The organism is Cupriavidus phytohabitans, from assembly GCF_000426345.1.
GTDB lineage: Bacteria > Pseudomonadota > Gammaproteobacteria > Burkholderiales > Burkholderiaceae > Cupriavidus.
In genome coordinates this window covers 12075-29022 of the sequence record NZ_AUFE01000015.1, presented here as the reverse complement: position 1 = coordinate 29022, position 16948 = coordinate 12075, and the positions used below count along the sequence as shown (strand labels likewise).

16 protein-coding genes are annotated in these 16948 nt (G+C 70.2%); 4 read left to right on the top strand and 12 right to left on the bottom strand.

What is annotated here, in order from left to right; all coding sequences use genetic code 11:
* The 9 genes from K309_RS0113705 to K309_RS36470 all read right to left on the bottom strand — a co-directional run bounded on the left by K309_RS0113705 (position 1) and on the right by K309_RS36470 (position 10164).
* Positions 1–516, bottom strand: coding sequence for a hotdog family protein (locus K309_RS0113705; RefSeq protein WP_051320437.1), 516 nt, complete (start codon positions 514–516; stop codon positions 1–3).
* On the bottom strand, positions 482–1318 hold the full coding sequence (locus tag K309_RS0113700) for a beta-ketoacyl synthase chain length factor (protein WP_051320436.1): 837 nt from the start codon (positions 1316–1318) through the stop codon (positions 482–484). Before K309_RS0113700 ends, K309_RS0113705 begins: the two co-directional genes overlap by 35 nt.
* Positions 1319–1327: 9 nt before the next feature.
* Positions 1328–2542 carry a beta-ketoacyl-[acyl-carrier-protein] synthase family protein gene (locus tag K309_RS0113695; protein WP_029046959.1) on the bottom strand — a complete coding sequence of 405 codons (1215 nt, stop codon included), beginning with the start codon at positions 2540–2542 and terminating at the stop codon, positions 1328–1330.
* Between the two features lie 50 nt (positions 2543–2592).
* Positions 2593–3477 carry a polysaccharide deacetylase family protein gene (locus K309_RS36475; protein ID WP_051320435.1) on the bottom strand — a complete coding sequence of 295 codons (885 nt, stop codon included), beginning with the start codon at positions 3475–3477 and terminating at the stop codon, positions 2593–2595.
* Positions 3474–5972 (bottom strand): MMPL family transporter, encoded by a 2499-nt coding sequence (locus K309_RS0113685; RefSeq protein ID WP_084402417.1) that lies wholly within the window; start codon positions 5970–5972, stop codon positions 3474–3476. Before K309_RS0113685 ends, K309_RS36475 begins: the two co-directional genes overlap by 4 nt.
* Positions 5969–6586 (bottom strand): LolA-related protein, encoded by a 618-nt coding sequence (locus tag K309_RS0113680; RefSeq protein ID WP_156914360.1) that lies wholly within the window; start codon positions 6584–6586, stop codon positions 5969–5971. The genes K309_RS0113685 and K309_RS0113680 overlap by 4 nt, the downstream gene beginning before the upstream one ends.
* A gap of 83 nt (positions 6587–6669) precedes the next feature.
* Positions 6670–7647, bottom strand: coding sequence for a lysophospholipid acyltransferase family protein (locus tag K309_RS0113675; protein WP_029046956.1), 978 nt, complete (start codon positions 7645–7647; stop codon positions 6670–6672).
* On the bottom strand, positions 7641–9356 hold the full coding sequence (locus tag K309_RS0113670; protein WP_029046955.1) for an AMP-binding protein: 1716 nt from the start codon (positions 9354–9356) through the stop codon (positions 7641–7643). The genes K309_RS0113675 and K309_RS0113670 overlap by 7 nt, the downstream gene beginning before the upstream one ends.
* A 19-nt stretch (positions 9357–9375) precedes the next feature.
* Complete coding sequence (locus K309_RS36470; protein WP_232232377.1) at positions 9376–10164, bottom strand: COG4648 family protein; 789 nt, start codon at positions 10162–10164, stop codon at positions 9376–9378.
* Between the two features lie 280 nt (positions 10165–10444).
* Here K309_RS36470 and K309_RS0113660 point away from each other — a divergent pair, with 280 nt between their 5' ends.
* Entirely contained in the window at positions 10445–10705 is a 261-nt protein-coding gene (locus K309_RS0113660) for a phosphopantetheine-binding protein (RefSeq protein WP_029046954.1), read from the top strand.
* A gap of 28 nt (positions 10706–10733) precedes the next feature.
* On the top strand, positions 10734–11567 hold the full coding sequence (locus tag K309_RS0113655) for a glycosyltransferase family 2 protein (RefSeq protein ID WP_029046953.1): 834 nt from the start codon (positions 10734–10736) through the stop codon (positions 11565–11567).
* Positions 11568–11672: 105 nt separating this feature from the next.
* Here the strand turns inward: K309_RS0113655 and K309_RS0113650 are convergent, their stop codons facing one another.
* The 3 genes from K309_RS0113650 to K309_RS0113640 form a co-directional block, all read right to left on the bottom strand.
* The gene (locus tag K309_RS0113650; RefSeq protein ID WP_029046952.1) at positions 11673–11849 is read right to left on the bottom strand and encodes a glycine zipper 2TM domain-containing protein; all 177 of its coding nucleotides are present in this window, start codon (positions 11847–11849) and stop codon (positions 11673–11675) included.
* A gap of 143 nt (positions 11850–11992) precedes the next feature.
* Positions 11993–12892, bottom strand: a complete 900-nt coding sequence (locus K309_RS0113645; RefSeq protein ID WP_369796422.1) for an NAD(P)-dependent oxidoreductase — start codon at positions 12890–12892, stop codon at positions 11993–11995.
* 184 nt (positions 12893–13076) lie between these two features.
* A complete protein-coding gene (locus K309_RS0113640) occupies positions 13077–14111 on the bottom strand; it encodes a Bug family tripartite tricarboxylate transporter substrate binding protein (RefSeq protein ID WP_051320433.1) in 1035 nt (344 codons plus the stop codon).
* 259 nt (positions 14112–14370) lie between these two features.
* Between K309_RS0113640 and K309_RS0113635 the strand changes: the two genes are divergently transcribed.
* Entirely contained in the window at positions 14371–16125 is a 1755-nt protein-coding gene (locus tag K309_RS0113635) for an IlvD/Edd family dehydratase (RefSeq protein ID WP_029046949.1), read from the top strand.
* 3 nt (positions 16126–16128) lie between these two features.
* A complete protein-coding gene (locus K309_RS0113630; protein ID WP_029046948.1) occupies positions 16129–16794 on the top strand; it encodes a GntR family transcriptional regulator in 666 nt (221 codons plus the stop codon).
* The last annotated feature ends 154 nt before the right edge of the window (positions 16795–16948 follow it).

Sequence of the window (16948 nt, the reverse complement as noted above, 5' to 3'; positions counted from 1 at the left end):
TCAGCCAGCGTGCGTGCCATGCCGGGCGGCATCGAGGATCACCGCTGCCCGGCCTGACAGCAGCGTCCGGCCCTCAGCGCTGACGGTGAAGGCGTACAGGACGCTGGCGCCTTCGCCGCTGACGCGCCGCGCTTCAATCAGCAGCGGCGCGTCGATATCGTCCAGCCTTTCCACCAGCAGTTCGAGCTTGCGTACCGACGCCAGGTAGCCGGAGCGCGGGGGCGAAGGGCTGTCGTCCTGCGCGGCCAGCAGCGCGCCGTGCACGGCCATCGCCTGTGCCGCGTATTCGATGCCGCAGACCGCCGCCAGCCGCCCCTGCGCGCGCAGCGGGTTGTCCGCCCGCGCATGCGTGCCGGACACGCAGCGCACCACGTCCTCGTCCCAGTCCAGCACGCCGTCGAGCAGGCACATCGTGCCCTGGTGCGGAATGCGCGCCGCGATCCAGTCGTGGTCGCGCACGGGTGCGGGCAGCTTCACGGTGTCAGGCCTTGGTGGCGGTGCCGAGGCTGGCCACATTGGCCCGGATCTGCAGCCGGTCAAGGTAATCGAGCACCACCGCGCCGGTGTCTCCGCGCGCGATGGCGGCCAGCAGCGGCAGCGCGCGCGCGGCCGGTGCCGACTTGCGCAGCGCCTCCAGCGCGGCATCCGGCATCGTGTCGGCGCCGGCCTGCGTCAGCGAGACCTCGAGCTGCGCCAGCGCCAGCGGTGTCGGCTGCGGCGTCATCAGCAGCGCCACGCCGAACGGGTCGGGGATGGGCCGATGGCTGTGCAGCGGCTCGGGGTAGCCGGTGTCGTAGGCAATCAGCAGGCAGGGCTCGGCATCGCCCGCCACCTGCAGCGCGCATTCGAGCAGGCCGGCGCCGAAGCTGCCGTCCATCGCGCACAGCACGTTGGAGGTGCGCATCGCGCCAGCCGCGATCGCCCAGTAGCCGGCGGTGGCGTTGTGGACGGAGTTGTGGAAGCGCGTCGGCGACATCAGCGGGTCCGGCTCGGCCAGCGCTTCGCAGATCGCGTGGAAGTTCTGGCCGTCGGCGCTCGACGAGGTAAAGATCGTCGGCAGCTGCGCGGCATCGCGGCGGCTTGCGGCGACGGCCTGCTGGCCCACGCCCAGCGCCAGGCGCACGGTCGGGCCGCTGCGCCGGCGCTCAGCGGGCGGCAGGCCAGCGGGTGGCGGCAGTTCGGTCGGCGCGTGCGTGTAGGGCGCGCGGCCCGCGAGCATCTCGCGGGCCGCGTCCCAGCCGTTCATGCCGGGGCCGAGCAGGCCGATGCTTTCGATATAGACGGGTTGCAAAGCGGGTTGCAAAGCGGGTTGCGGCATGGCGCTGGCTCAGTGGGACGCCGCGTCCGCGCGCGCGAACAGCAGGCTGCAGTTGGAGCCGCCGAAGCCGAACGCATTGCTCATGGCATAGCGCAGCGGCGCGCCGCGCTTAACGTCACGGTTAACGAGCAGGTAGTTCACGCCCAGCGCCGGGTCCGGCTGCGTGGTGTTGATGCCGGCCGGCAGCAGGCCATGGCGCAATGCCAGCGCGCAGATCACGGCCTCCAGTGCGCCGGCCGCGCCGAGCGCGTGGCCGGTGGCGCCCTTGGTCGAGCTGCACGGCGTACCCGGCAGCACCGCGGCCATGGCCAGCGCCTCCGCGGCGTCGTTGCTGCGCGTGGCGGTGCCGTGCAGGTTGACGTAGCCTACCTGCGCCGCGGCGATGCCGGCGCTGGCCAGCGCCTGTTCCATGGCCAGGCGGGCCCCGAGTCCTTCCGGGTGCGGGGTCGACATATGGTGCGCGTCGCTCGACTCGCCGATGCCGGCCAGCAGGATGGCATCGGCATCCGGCGCGTCCGGCACGCGTTCGAGCAGCCCGAACGCCGCGCCTTCGCCGATCGAGATGCCGTCGCGCGCCACATCGTACGGGCGGCATGGCTGCGTCGACAGCAGCTCCAGCGAATTGAAGCCATACAGCGTGGTGTGGCACAGCGAATCAACGCCGCCCACGATGGCTGCGTCGATCCATCCTGCTTCGATCATGCGCCGGGCCGAGCTGAAGACCTTGGCGCCGGACGAGCACGCCGACGATATCGCTACGGCCGGGCCGCCAAGGCCGAGGTACTCGCGCACGAAGCCGGGCAGGGAATAGGGGTTGTGCGTGCCGCCATAGTGGAAGCCCGCCGGCAGCGCACCGGTATCGGGATCGCGATGGCGATAGCCAAGTTCCGTCTGCAGCACGCCGGCGGTGCTGGTGCCGAGAAAGACACCGATGCGGTCCGCCCCATGGCGCGCCGCGGCTTCGCGTACGCGCTCGGCGAAGTTGTCCGCTTCCAGTCCAAGCCATGCCAGCCTGTTGTTGCGGCAGTCGAAGCGCGACAGGTGCGCTGGCAACGTCACCGCATCCAGTCCCGGCACTTCACCGACATAGGTGTCCAGGCGCACGTCGCCAAACCGGCAGGGCGCCAGGCCGCCATGCCGCTCGCGCAGTGCCGACAAGGTGGCGTCTGCGCCGGTACCGATGCAGCTGGTGGCCGTGAAGTGGGAAAACAGTAGCGGAGACAAGGCTTTGCGCGATTCCTGGGGATGGGCCAATTGTAACAAGCCGGGGCCGGTCAGTTTGTCGGCGACTGTCCTGTACGGCTGTCGGCATGCCCTGATTCCACCGCCGCGCGCAACGTCACGCATCGCAGCCCGGCCCGGTTGATGGCGGCAAGCAGGTCCGGCAGCACCGTCGTGCAGTGCGGATTGCCGGCCGGATCGACGCCGGGATTGCCGTCATGCAGCAGCAGGATGTCGCGGCCCGCGAGCTTGCCGGTCAGGCGCTGCGCCACGCGCGCCGCGATGTCGCCGGAGCGGGTATCGAAGCCGCGCCGCGTCCACGCCGCCAGGTGGAGCCCTAGGCGGCACAGCACCGGTTCCAGGAACGGGTTGCGCAGCCCGGCCGGCGCGCGGAAGAAGCGCGGCGCCTGCCCGGTGATGTCGCTCAGCACCTGCTGCGCCGCGCTGATGTCGCGCAGCATCCGGCCCGGTCCGAAAAGGGAGAAATGCAGCCGGTGATGCATGCTGTGGTTTTCCACCGCATGGCCGCGGCGCACGATCTCGCGCACCAGCGCCGGATGCGCCGCGGCGCGCTCGCCGACGCAGAAGAAGGTGGCGCGCGCGCCGTGCTGGTCGAGCAGGTCGAGCACGCGCGGCGTCAGCGCCGGATTGGGGCCATCGTCGAAGGTCAGCGCTACGCAATCCAGCGCGGACGGCGGCAGCCGCAGCAGGTTGGGCCCCAGCCACGTGCTGCGCGGCCACAAGCCGCCGGCGCACATGGCCGCATGGGTGGCGGCAATGCCTGCCAGTGCCGGGACCATGCTGCCGGGATGCGTGAACATGGCGCCGATGCCGGCCACGTGGACCGCGGCCGCGCCGTACAGCAGCGGGCTGGGGCGCCACCGGCGGCTTGGCGGTGTGTCGTGCCAGGCGCCGCCGGATGCGGAAAAGCGGTTCATGTCGTACTCCGGTCCGGTCCGGTCGCGGCATTCCCGGCATTCGGGGCGGCCGCGGGCCGCGCCAGGATCGCAGAGAACCACAGCGCCAGGATGGCGCCGGGGCCGACCGTCAGGCCGAACGCCCGCAGCAATGGCAGGCTCGACAGCGCCAGCAGCCCGAAGGCGGCCACCGTTGTCAGGTTGGCGAGCAGCAGGGAGACCAGCGTGTGCGGGGAATTGGCCGCGCCGGGCTGGCCCGCTGCCGCGCCATTGAAGAATAACGCGTAGTTCGAGCCTACTGCCACCAGCAGCAACAGGCCCACCAGGTGCAGCAGCGTCAGCGGCTGTCCCAGGGCGGCCAGTCCGCCCAGCACGACCACCGCGGCGGCGGCCAGCGGCAGTACCGTGGCCGCCACGCGGCGCGGCGAGCGCAGCGTGATCGCCAGGAGCGCCACGATGGCCAGCAGGCCAGCCAGCGACAACAGCAGCGCTTCGCGCAGGTAGCCGGCATAGAGGCGGTCGGACTCGCCCTTGAGGTCGACGAAAAGCGTATCGGGCACATCGGCGCGGGCGACCGCGGCGCGCACCGCGGCGCTGTCGACGCCGTCGCCGGCATGCGCGGCGTTCGCTGTGGCAGGAGCCCGCAGCGGCAGCGTCGCGCTCCAGCGCCCGTCGCGCTGCGTCAGCAGCGCATCGACCGCCAGTGCCATCGAGGTCCCGCGCAGGTCTTCGCGCCGCAGCAGCGGGCCGGTGCGAGCCTGCTCGGCTTCGGCCAGGAACGGTGCGAACAGGTCGGCCCGCACCGGCTGGCTGGCGACGGCCGCGCGCAGCCGCTGCGCCAGCTCGGCGGGCGGCGGCAGGCTGGCCTGGCGCGCGCGCTGGGTGGCGTCGCTGGGCAGGTAGCGCGCGGGGCTTTCATAGCCACCGATGAAGTTCTGCGCCACCAGCGGGTCGAGTTCGTGGGCCACGCGCTCGGCGCCCTGCAGCACGCTCTCCTGATCGGGGCCGGACAGCACTACCAGGAAGCGCACGTCGGGCGCGCCAAGGTCCGCGCGCAGCGAGGCGTCGAGGTCCTGCTCGCTCGCGGGCACCGGGCTCAGCGCGGCCAGCTCGCGGCCCCACAGCGTGCCGCGATGCGTCGCCAGCACGGCGCTTGCGGCGACCACCAGCAACAGCACCAGCCAGCGCAGCCGGCGCGCGCGGTCGGCCAGCCACGCCAGGCGGCGTCCCAGCGGCGTTACGTCGCGCAGGTGCAGCGTGGCAGGCACCAGTTGCGGCAGCACGAAGCGCGTCACCAGCGCCGCCGTTGCGAGCCCGGCGATCGAGTACAAGCCGAGTTGCGCGAGCCCGGGAAAGCCCGACAGCAGCAGCGAGGCAAAACCGCAGACCGAGGTCAGCACGCCCAGCCGCACCGTGGGCCAGAACCCACCCAGCCAGGCGCGGTTGTCGCGCTGTCCGTTGCGCGTGTATTGCGCCGACTGCACGAACAGGTAGATCGAATAGTCGACCGCCTCGCCAATCAGCGTGGTGCCGAAACCCAGCGTCAGCCCGTGCACGGTGCCGCCGAAACCCAGGCTCACCGCCGCGATGCCGGCCAGCGCGCCGCTAATTACCGGCACCAGTCCCAGCACCAGCAGCGGCACCGAGCGGTAGACCACCAGCAGCAGCGTGACGATGATGGCCACGCCGATGGTCGACAAGCGCTCGACGTCGTGCCGGATGGTGTCGCGCGACTTGACGGAGAAGACGCCGGGCCCGGTCATGGCGAGCTGGTAGGGGCCGTTCGCCGCGGCACTGGCAAAGGCATCGCGGATTGCGCCGATGGCCTGCGCCTGCGCGTCGGTATCCGAACCCGCGGCCGCGCTCTGCGCCAGCAGCACCGCGCGCTTGCCGTCGCGCGAGGCCCAGGCGCCGGCATGCAGCGGGGGGCGCTGGCCGGCGTCGAGCTGCGTCAGCATCGCCGCGACTTCGCCGGTGGGGTCGCGTGGCAGCAGTGCCTTGGTGAAGAGGCCGGCCGACGAGGCCAGCAGCTCGAACGAGTCGTTCACGGCGCGCGCCAGTCCGTGCTCGCTGAAGCGCTCCGGCGTGACGGTGGGGCTGAGCAGGTAGCGGTGTCCGTAGACGTACTTCCGGTCGGCGTCCTGGTTCAGCGGCTCGCCGTTCTGGATCGCGGTGAAGCGCGGATCGCGCCGCAACTGCGCCGCCATCGCGCGCGAGACCGCGGCGCGGCCATCGGCGTCGCCGCCTTCGATGCCGACCAGGATCAGCCGCGATACCAGCCCGTCGCGCAGCTGGCTGACCAGCAACTGCTGTTCGGCACTGGGCAGCCGCGGCAGGAAGGCGGACAGGTCGGCGGTGAAGCTGGTGCGGCTGATCACCGCCGCACACGCCAGCAGCGCGACCAGCCACAGCGCAAGCGCCAGGCGCGCGCCGGGCAGGGTAAAGCGCCGCGGGGGCGAGGGGGGCGAGGGGGGCAAGGGGGGCGAGGGGGGCGGCGTACGGGGGGCTGCGCTCATGGGTGGCCGGCGGGGCGGATCGTCATGACGGAGCGGTCGCCGTCGGCCTGGCGGATCTCGACGCGGTCCAGCGCATCCTGGCGGCCATCGATGCGCACCTGGCTGACCACCGCCGCCATGCGCGAGTCCGCCGGCGTCAGCGTCAGCGTCCAGCGGCTGGCGCGGCCTTCGAGGCCGAGCTTGTAGTAGCGCTCGAGCGTATGGCGGTTGCCGGCAAGCGTGCCGCGGATGCTCTCGATAAAGGCCGCCAGCTCGGGGTAGTTCTGCAGCGGCATGGTGAAGCGCTTGCCGTCGCGCTCCACCGTCATCATGTCGCCGTCGAGCACCATGCTCTCGGCCTTGGGCGATACGGTGCGCTTCTCCAGGTGGTCGGGCGCGGTAAAGACCAGTTCGCCGGAAGACTGCACCGGCCTGGCCAGCATCGCCAGGTACTTGGTCTCGGTGAAGCGGACCCGGCCAGATTTGCGCTGCGCCAGCGTGGACATCAGTTGGTCGACGCCGAAGGCGGGCGCGGCCTGGCGCGTGGCAGGCACGGACTGGGCGGCGGCGTTGCCCGCTATCGCGATGCCGAACGCGGCGCCTGCCAGCAGCCACGGCAGCAGCGCGCGGAGAATGAGCTGGGCGGGCCCGGCGCGCCTGGCGGAAAAGATCGGGTCAGGATCGAAGGCTTTCAAAACGCTCAAGACGCTCAATGGGCTCATGGCTCGTTGCCCGGCGGCGGCTGCTCCGACAGCGGCGGGCCGGCGTGCCAGAAGTCATAGAAATTAAACCAGTTGTATGGCGCCTTGCGGCTGAATTTCTCCAGCAGGCGCACATAACCGTCGAGTGCCGACTGCACCGCGGCTTCGCGCTGGCCGCGCGCGGTTTGCGAGAAATCCGCCAGCGGCACGAAATGGACATCGTAGCGGTTGCCGCCGCGATACAGCCCGGTGATGAAGAACACCGGCCGGCGCAGCATGGCGGCCATGCGCAGTGGCCCGGTCGGGAAGCCGGTGGGCGCGCCGAGGAAGTCGCATTGCTGCACCGGATCGGTGGCGCGCTGCGACAAGGTGCGGTCGGCCAGCATGCCGATCATGTAGCCTCGGTCGAGGTAGTCGCGCACGCGCAGCATGGTGTCGAAGCGGCCCAGCGCGATCACGTCCTGGCGCATGGCGGGGTTGATCGACTGCAGCACGTCGTTGAGCTTGTGCGCGTTTTCCTCGTACATGGTGATGGCGACCTCCATGTCCGGATGCTGCCGGCCGAGCGCGCGCACGACCTCGAAGCTGCCAAGGTGCGCGCCCAGCAGGATCGCACCGCGGCCGCGCGCCATGGCGGCTTCGAGCAGGCCTTCGCCATGGAGGCGGATGTCGAACAGGTCGAAGCGGCCGTTGAGCAGGTAGATGCGGTCGTGGATGGTCGAGGCAAAGGTGAATACATGCCGGTAGCCGTCGATCCAGTTCGCCTCGCGGCCCAGCGCGCGGTCCAAGTAGGCGCGCGAGGCATGGCGCGCCGCCGGCGAGAACAGCGTGAAATAGGCCGCGATCAGGCGCAGCACCACGCGCCCGGCCGGACGTCCCAGCGCCAGCGAGATCCACGTCATGACGCGCAGCAGCGGGATGTTGCTGCGCTCCTTGCGCCGGGACCAGTCCGTGGCCTGCACCGGCGCCTGCCGTTTCCACAGCCAGGTCAGCATGGCGCGCCCTCCGCTGCAGAGGCGCGCAGCTGCAGCGTGCCGCTGGCCACTTCGCGTCCCCCGCTGCGCAGCGTGATGCGCAAGCGTTCGCTGCCATCCGTCGCCGGCTCGGCGGCGTGCTCGATCTCCACCCGCTCGCCTGGGCGCACCGGGCTCAGGAACTTGATCGTCCCGGCCTGCGCGGGCACCAGCGGCCGCCCCAGCGCGGATCCGAGCGCCAGCAGGGCGTGGTCGAGCAGCACCACGCCGGGCACGATCGGATTGCCGGGGAAATGGCCGGCCATGGCGGGGTGGCCGGCGTCGATGACAAAGGCGGGCAGCGCGGGGGCGCCGTCGCGGGAGCCAGACAACTGCGCCACCAGCGCCGCCAGCGCGTCGCGCGGCAGCTTGCCGGCGGCATTGCGCGGCAGGCGTTCGGCGAACAGCAGCGGGCGCGGCAGGAAGGCGGGGTCGATGCGTTCGCGCAGCGCCTGCAGGATCGCCGCCGAGGTCACGCCCGGCGCGACGACGACTGCCACCAGCCGTACCACGTGACCCTGTGCATCGCCTTCGTGGCTGTCGCCGGGCATGAAGAAGGCGCCGTCCTGCACGCCGTCGATGGCATTGAGCTGGTGGTCAAGGTAGGCCAGCGAGGTGCGCTTGCCGGCGATATTGAGCAGGTCGCCCTTGCGGCCGTGCAGCAGGAAGTGTCCGGCATCCAGCGGTTCGATGGCATCGCCGAGCGCCACCGGCTGCTCGATATGCCCGCCCTCGGCCCAGGTCATGGAGTCAGCTTCGCCGTCCGCCGTACGCGGCTGCAGCCGGACGCCGGGCACCAGCGTCCAGAGGTCTTCCTGCGCGGTGCGGCGGGTGGCAAGCTGGCCGGTCTCGGTGCTGCCGTAGATTTCACGCAGCGGGCCGTGGAACAGGGCTTCCGCCGCGGCGGCGAGCTCGCGGCCGAGCGGTGCCGTGGCGCACAACAGCAGGTCGGCGGCCGGCATGGCCATGTCCGCCTGCACCAGCGTGCGCAGGTGTACCGGCGAGCTGACCAGCGCGCGCGGTGCTGGCACCGTGGCCAGTGCGTCGCGGACGTCGGCCGGGTAGAACGCCGGCGCCGACGCCAGCGCGGCGCCGCCCTGCAGCGCCAGCATGACGGTGGCCTCCAGACCGAACATATGCTGCGGCGGCACCGTGCCGACCAGGGTCCATGCGCGCCCGTCGCACAGGCCCAGCCGTTGCGCCGCGGCACGCGCGCCGCGGGCCATCGCCCCCCAGGTCTTGCGGTGCGGCACCGGGGTGCCGGTCGAGCCGGAGGTGAAGACGTAGGCCAGGACGCGGTCGGCGGGAATCGAAGGCACATCGGAGCATGCGTTCGCATCCGCGGCGGCGACGACGCCCTGGTGATAGTCGAACACCGGCATTGCCATTGCCGGAGCCGGCTGGTCCCGCAGGCAAAACACGTCCGGGGCGAATGCACTGAGCTGGCGCACCGTCTCGGGGGTTTGCGACGACGGCAGCAGCGTGGCCTTGCGGCGCAGCAGCGCGGCACACAGGCCTACGGTGAAGTGGTAGCGGTCGGCGCAGGCGTTGAAGACGTGCCCCCCCGCCGGCATCGCGGCGGCCAGCAGCTTCACGTCGGCCAGGAACTCGCGCACGGTGACGGGCCGGCCCTGTACCCAGGCCAGGATGGCGCCAGGGGAGGTGCGCGCGATGAGCGGAATCTCAGTCATGGCAGAACCGCGGCGCGCCTCAGCGCGGCATCCCGGCGCGCGCCGGTGCCACGGCCCCGGTCGCCTTGGCGGCCCGGGCCGCCCGGGCCGCCCTCGCCGCCATCACGGCGCGATAGCCGTGCACCGCATCGAGCAGGCCGCCGTGGCGCATGCCGGGGAAGGCGATGCGGCGGCATGCCGCTTCGGCAGCGAACATCGCGGCGATCAGCACGGGCGTGCCAAGGTTGGCGAAGTTCGACCATGTCGCCACCGGTGCCAGCACGAACAGCAGCGTCGAGACGCCCGCCATGGCCGCGAAGAACAGGGTCCAGGCCTGCGTTACGCGCCTGGCATAGCGGGCGTGCGACGGCGTCAGTTCGCCGTGCAGCGCGGCGGCGATCTGCGCGCACAGCGGCGTGCGGCCGGCACGCAGCGTCAGGCCGAACATCAGGCCGAGGGCAACGTTGACGCCGGCATGCTGCATCAGATAAGTCCAGCCGAAATGGTGCGACAGCGGCGTACGCCAGAGCCAGAGCGCTGCGCATGCCGCAAACAGTGCGAACAGCGCTGGTTTGCGGCCGGCTGTGCGCAATGCCGTCAGGAAACCGATCGCAACGAACGGAAGGGCGCCAAGAAACAATGCGGCGACTTCGGCTCCTGCCCGATGGGCGGCATAATGCAGCGCGCATTCATAGGCGACGAACCCGGCGACCCCGAACATCCATCCCCGGCCGGCCACCAAAGGGGTTGCCTGCGGCGTAGCGGCCCTGGCGATCGGCTGGTCCGGCGCGGACCGGCCGTGGGGGAAGGAAGATTGGCTCGAGGACATCGTTAGTCGTTATCATGTATGGCAAACGGCACTTCAATCGGTGGCCCAAGATTGGCAAAACTCAAAAGCCGCACGAGTGTGCCAGGCTACCGAAGCGAACGCTTTATACCTTAAAAGACCTCCTACGCGGTGCCAGGATTCCCCAAAGCCCTGTTGATGTTGTTACCAAACTTCTCTCGGGTAGCCCGCCATCGGGGCCTTTGGTAGCATCGGCTGGCCCCCACGGCGCGCCGGGACGATCCGGACCGGCTGCGTGCCGCGGCGGCCCCTCTGTTGCAACATGACCGAACTCGAAACCGAACTCGCCCGCCTGATCATCGACGAACTCGACATCGCAGAGCTGCGACTGGAAGACGTCACCGCCGACACGCCGCTTTACGGCGAAGGCTTCGGGCTGGACTCCATCGACATCCTGGAGATCGCCCTGCTGGTGTCGCGCAAGTACGGGGTCGAACTGCGTTCGGACAATCCCGACAACAAGACCATCTTCGCGTCGCTCGGCAGCCTCGCTGCCTACGTCGCGGCGCAGCGCGCCAGCTGAGCCTGCCACCCGGGATCCGGAGCGCGACATGCCCGAGCATGCCACGCCACGCCTGGTGCCGGCGGCGGGCGCCGACGCGGCGCAGCGGTCCCACCTGGTGCTGATCCCCAGCTACAACACCGGCATGCGCCTGCACGGCACGCTGCAGGCCGCGCGCGCAGCCTGGACGCCGGTATGGGTAGTGGTCGACGGCAGCACCGACGGCAGCGATCGCTGGCTGCAAGCCGAGGCCGAGGGTGCCGCCCCGGCGCTGCGCGTGCTGACGCTGCCCAGCAACCAGGGCAAGGGCGCGGCCGTGCTGCATGGCATCGAAGCCGCCGCGGCGGAGGGTTTCACCCATGTGCTGGTCATGGATGCGGACGGCCAGCACCCTGCCCACCTGATCGGCGAGTTCATGGCGATCTCGCAGCGCGAGCCGGACGCGATGGTGCTGGGCCGGCCGGTATTTGACGCCAGCGCGCCCCGCGAACGGGTCTACTGGCGGCGCATGTCCAATTTCTGGGCCGATGTCGAGACGCTATGGGCCGGGATCGGCGATTCTCTCTACGGCTTCCGCGTCTACCCGATCGCGCCCCTGCGCGCGGTGATGCGCGAAACGCGCTGGATGCGGCGCTTCGATTTCGATCCCGAGGCAGCGGTCCGCCTGTGCTGGCGTGGTGTCCGCCCCATCAATGTGGCCGCGCCGGTCCGCTACTTTGCACGGGGCGAAGGCGGCGTCTCGCACTTCCGCTACCTGCGTGACAACCTGCTGCTGACCGGGATGCACCTGCGGCTGCTGGCCGGATGCGTGGTGCGGCTGCCGGCGCTGCTGTGGCGGCGCTTGCGGCTTGCCGGAAAGGCTGCGCCCCGGCACCCGAGCTGAGCACGGGCCGTCCGGCAAAGCAAAGAAGGCCGCGCAATGCGGCCTTCCTGCCTTTCCGAAGCTGCCCGTGCCGAAGCGCGAAGCTGTCAGCTGTTACTTGCCCAGCTACTTGCCCAGCTCGTGCCCGATCACGCCGCCGACCACGGCACCGCCGATGGTACCGGCCGTGCTGCCGTCGGTCAGTTCATGGCCGGCCACACCGCCGGCGACTGCGCCCGCCGCGGTACAGCCAGCCAGCGCCATGCTCGCGCCTATCAGGAGCGCGCCTGCGAGTTTCCACATGATGGTCTCCTGCATCGTTGCCGGGCCGGTCCCGGGGGATGGGCCCATGCGTCCAGCTTAGGCCCGTGCCGGCCGGCAGCCTTTCCGGCATGCGCCGAAATCGTTGTAGGAATCGGACGACGGCATGCGCCGCAGCCGCCACATCACGCCTTCTTCACGTGCACGCGCAGGCGCTTGATCAGCGACGAGGTGTCGGCGCGGCCGCATCCCATCTGCTGCAGGTCGGCATAGAACTGGTCAACCAGTGCCGTCACCGGCAGCGCGGCGCCGTTGCGGCGCGATTCGTCCAGGCACAGGCCCAGGTCCTTGCGCATCCAGTCCACCGCGAAGCCGAAATCGAACTTGTTGTCGATCATGGTGGGGCCGCGGTTTTCCAGCTGCCAGGAGCCGGCGGCGCCCTTGCTGATGACATCCAGCACCAGCGGCATGTCCAGCCCGGCGCGCTCGCCGAAGGCAATGGCCTCGGACAGGCCCTGGATCAGGCCGGCAATGCTGATCTGGTTGACCATCTTGGCCAGTTGCCCGGCGCCGGCCTCGCCGATGCGGGTGACGGCGCGGGCATAGGCGGCGATGACCGGCTCGGCGCGCGCGTAGACGTCGGCATCGCCGCCGCACATGATGGTCAGGATGCCTTTTTCCGCGCCGACCTCGCCGCCCGAGACCGGGCCGTCGACAAAATGCAGGCCGCGCTCGCCGGCCGCGGCGTAGAGCTCGCGCGCGACATTGGCGCTGGCCGTGGTGTGGTCGACGAAAATGCAGCCGCTCGGCGCGCCGAAGAAGGCGCCGTCAGGGCCGGTCAGCACCGCGCGCAGGTCGTCGTCGTTGCCGACGCAGGAACACACCACCTGTGCGTCGCGCACCGCCAGTGCCGGGGTTGCTGCAGACTTGCCGCCGAACTGCCCGACCCAGGCCTGCGCCTTGGCGGCGGTGCGGTTGTAGACGGTGACCTCGTGCCCCTTGGCGGCGAGGTGGCCGGCCATGTGGAAACCCATGACGCCCAGGCCGAGAAATGCGACACGCATGCTGCTGCTCCGTTGCTTGATTTGTTGTGGAATCGGTGAGGGCGCAGGCTGGAGGCCCCCACAAAGTATACGGGCGGGTTCGAGGCAGCGACAGATACAGCGACGGGGAAACGGCTGCGCAACAGGTGACGCAGCCGTCATCATCAAGCATCAAGCATGGCAATTCGATGCGTTTGCCGCTCAATGGCCCAAACGGCCGAAACGCCTACTCCGGCTTCACCCCCGCATCCCGGATCACGGTATTCCACTTGCCGACCTCCGCCTTGATCCGGGCGCCCGCCTGCGCCGGCGTCGTCCACGTGGCAATCGCCCCTTGCTTGAGCAGCGTGGCCTGGACCTCCGGCTCAGCCAGGATCTTCTTCAGGTCGCTGCTGAGCCGGTCGATCACCGGCCCCGGCGTGCCGGCCGGTGCAACGATGCCGAACATCGAGCTGACTTCGAAGTCCTTGAGCCCGGCCTCGGTGGCGGTGGGAACGTCGGGCAGCGCGTTGACGCGCTCGGGCGAGGCAACCGCCAGGGCGCGGATCTTGCCGGTCTTGACGTAGGCCTGGGCTGCGGGAACGGTCTCGACCATGCTCAGCACCTGCCCGCCGATCAGGTCGGTCATGGCCGGGCCGCTGCCTTTGTACGGTACGTGCAGCATCTCCACACCGGCCATGCGCTTGAACATCTCGCCGGCCAGGTGTTGCGGAGAACCGTTGCCTGCCGAGGCGAAAGTGATGGCGCCGGGCTTGGATTTCGCCAGCGAGACCAGTTGCGGCAGGCTGCTGGCGCTGACCGAAGGATTGACCACGAACACCAGCGGCACGGTGCCGACGATCGAAACCGGCGCAAAGCTCTTTTCCAGGTCGTAAGGCACGCGGCTCTTGTACAGCGCGGCATTGATGGCGTGGCTGGTAAGCGCGCCCATCAGCAGGGTATAGCCATCGGCGGGCGACTTGGCGACCAGCTCGGCGCCGATGTTGCCCGCGGCGCCGGCGCGGTTGTCGACCACGACCTGCTGGCCGAGCGTGGTGGACAGGCGCTGGGCCAGCGTGCGGCCGATCACGTCGGTGGCGCCGCCGGGCGGGTAGGGCACGACGAGCCGGACGGGCTTGGCGGGGTAGGCGTCCGCGGCCATGCCCGATACCGGGGCGAGAAGCATGCCGGCAAATGCGAGAGAAGCGACCAGGATGGAGCGGCGAGGGGTGCGGCGCGACGCAGTGGCGGCGCGGACGGCCGTGGGCGAAATGCCAGGCATGTGGGTCTCCTGTGCCGGGGAAATCGTTGGAATGGGAATGGATCGGCGGGCGGCGGCTGGCCGCCGGCGGATGACGCCCGGCTCGTTATCGGGGCCAAGTGTAGGTCGCACCGTTTGATTGATGAATCCGTATTTTTCTATCGACTGATCTCAAAATGAAATTAATAAATGCATTGCGATGCCGGACTTGCGCCACGCCTGCATTGGCCGCTAAGCTTCTGGCCATCGATTATCAATAATTTCATTGGAGATAGCCCTCATGTCCGCCAACGACCCCGGCAAGCCCGACGACGCCCAACCGCAAGGCCTGGCCAAGGGCCTGACCAACTACGGCGACACGGGCTTCTCGCTGTTCCTGCGCAAGGCCTTCATCAAGGGCGCGGGCTATACCGACGACGCGCTTTCGCGGCCGGTGATCGGCATCGTCAACACCGGCAGCAGCTACAACCCTTGCCACGGCAACGCGCCGCAGCTGATCGAGGCGGTGCGGCGCGGCGTGATGCTCGCCGGTGGCCTGCCTGTCGACTTCCCGACCATCTCGGTGCATGAGAGCTTTTCCGCGCCGACCAGCATGTACCTGCGCAACCTGATGTCGATGGACACCGAGGAGATGATCCGCGCGCAGCCCATGGATGCCGTGGTCCTGATCGGCGGCTGCGACAAGACCGTGCCGGCGCAGCTGATGGGCGCGGCCTCGGCCGGGGTGCCGGCGATCCAGCTGGTGACCGGCTCGATGCTCACCGGCGCCCATCGCGGCGAGCGCGTGGGCGCCTGCACGGACTGCCGCCGTTACTGGGGCCGCTATCGTGCGGAAGAGATCGATGCCGCCGAGATCGCCGACGTCAACAATCAGCTGGTGGCCAGCGTCGGCACCTGCTCGGTGATGGGCACCGCCAGCACCATGGCGTGCGTAACCGAGGCGCTCGGGATGATGGTGGCCGGCGGTGCGTCGGCGCCGGCGGTGACGGCCGATCGCATCCGCGTGGCCGAGCGCACCGGCACCACGGCCGTGGCAATGGCCAAGGCGCGCCTGACGCCGGACCGCATCCTGACCGGCAAGGCTTTCGAGAACGCGCTGCGCGTGCTGCTGGCGATCGGCGGCTCGACCAACGGCATCGTGCACCTGACCGCGATCGCCGGCCGCCTCGGCATCGATATCGACCTGGCGGGCCTGGACCGCATGAGCCGCGAGACACCGGTGCTGGTCGACCTCAAGCCCTCGGGGCAGCATTACATGGAGGACTTCCACAAGGCTGGCGGCATGGCGACGCTGCTGCGCGAGCTGCGTCCGCTGCTGCACCTGGACACGCTGACCGTGTCCGGGCGCACGCTCGGCGAAGAGCTTGACGCCGCGCCGCCGCCGTTCGCGCAGGACGTGATCCGCAGCGCCGCCGCGCCGATCTATCCGGCCGGCGGCCTGGCCGTGCTGCGCGGCAACCTCGCGCCGGGCGGCGCCATCATCAAGCAGTCCGCCGCCGATCCGGTGCTGATGGAGCACGAGGGCCGCGCCGTGGTATTCGAGAACGCCGAAGACATGGCGCTGCGCATCGACGACGAAGCGCTCGACGTCAGGGCCGACGATATTCTCGTGCTCAAGCGCATCGGGCCCACCGGCGCGCCCGGCATGCCGGAAGCCGGCTACATGCCGATCCCGCGCAAGCTGGCGCGTGCCGGGGTCAAGGACATGGTGCGCATCTCGGACGGCCGCATGAGCGGCACCGCAGCTGGCACCATCGTGCTGCACGTGACGCCCGAAGCGGCGATCGGCGGGCCGCTGGCGCTGGTGCAGAGCGGCGACCGCATCCGCCTGTCGGTGCGCGAGCGCGAAGTGACGCTGCTGGTCGATGACGCAGAACTGGCCCGCCGCGCCGCGGCGCAGCCGGTGGAGCGGCCGCGCGCCGGGCGCGGCTACCGCAAGCTGTTTCTGGAAACCGTGACGCAGGCCGACCAGGGTGTCGACTTCGACTTCCTGCGTGCGACGCAGACGGTGGATACCGTGCCGCATCAGCGCTGAGCCATGCACGACATCACCCTGCGGGCCGAAACCATGCAGCAGGCGGTCGATACGCTGGAGGAGGACATCGTCTTCGGCCGGCTGCACCCGCGTGAGCGGCTGACCGAGGACGACCTGATGGCGCGCTTCGGCCTCAAGCGGCATGTGGTGCGGCAGGTGCTGGCGGGCCTGGAGGCGATCGGCGTGGTCGAGCGCAAGCGCAATGTCGGCGCGGTGGTGCGAGCGTTCTCCGCGCGCGAGGTGCTGGAACTGTACGCGCTGCGCGAAGTGCTGGAATGCCATGCGGCCGCGCAGATCGACCTGCCGGTGCCGCCAGCGCGGCTGGCGCCGCTGGTCGCCGTGCAGAAGCAGCACGACGCGGCCGTGGCCACCGGCAATGCGCGCGCGGTGTTCCGCATCAACCAGGCCTTCCACCGCGAGCTGTTCGCGCTGACCGGCAACGCCGTGCTGCAGCAGGCCATCGGCGACTATGCGCGCCGTACCCACCCGATCCGCTTCGGCACGCTGGCGGCCGCGGCCTACCGCGAGCGCGCGCGGCAGGAGCACTGGGCCATGATCGAGGCATTGCAGCAGGGCGAGCGCGAGGCACTGGTCGACCTGTGCCGGCGCCACCTGCTGCCGTCGCGCGATGCCTATCTCGCCGCGGAGCAGGCCCGGGGCGCTGCCTGACGGATCCGGTCGAGCGTCGCCGCGACTGCCGCGTGACAGCGGCATCACAGCGAAGTCAGAACCCGCCTACGCCGCCGTCCGCCATCGTCCTATCCCTTGCGCGCGTGGTGCTACCTACATTGGAAGCAGCGTCACCACCGCAAGGAGCCGGTTC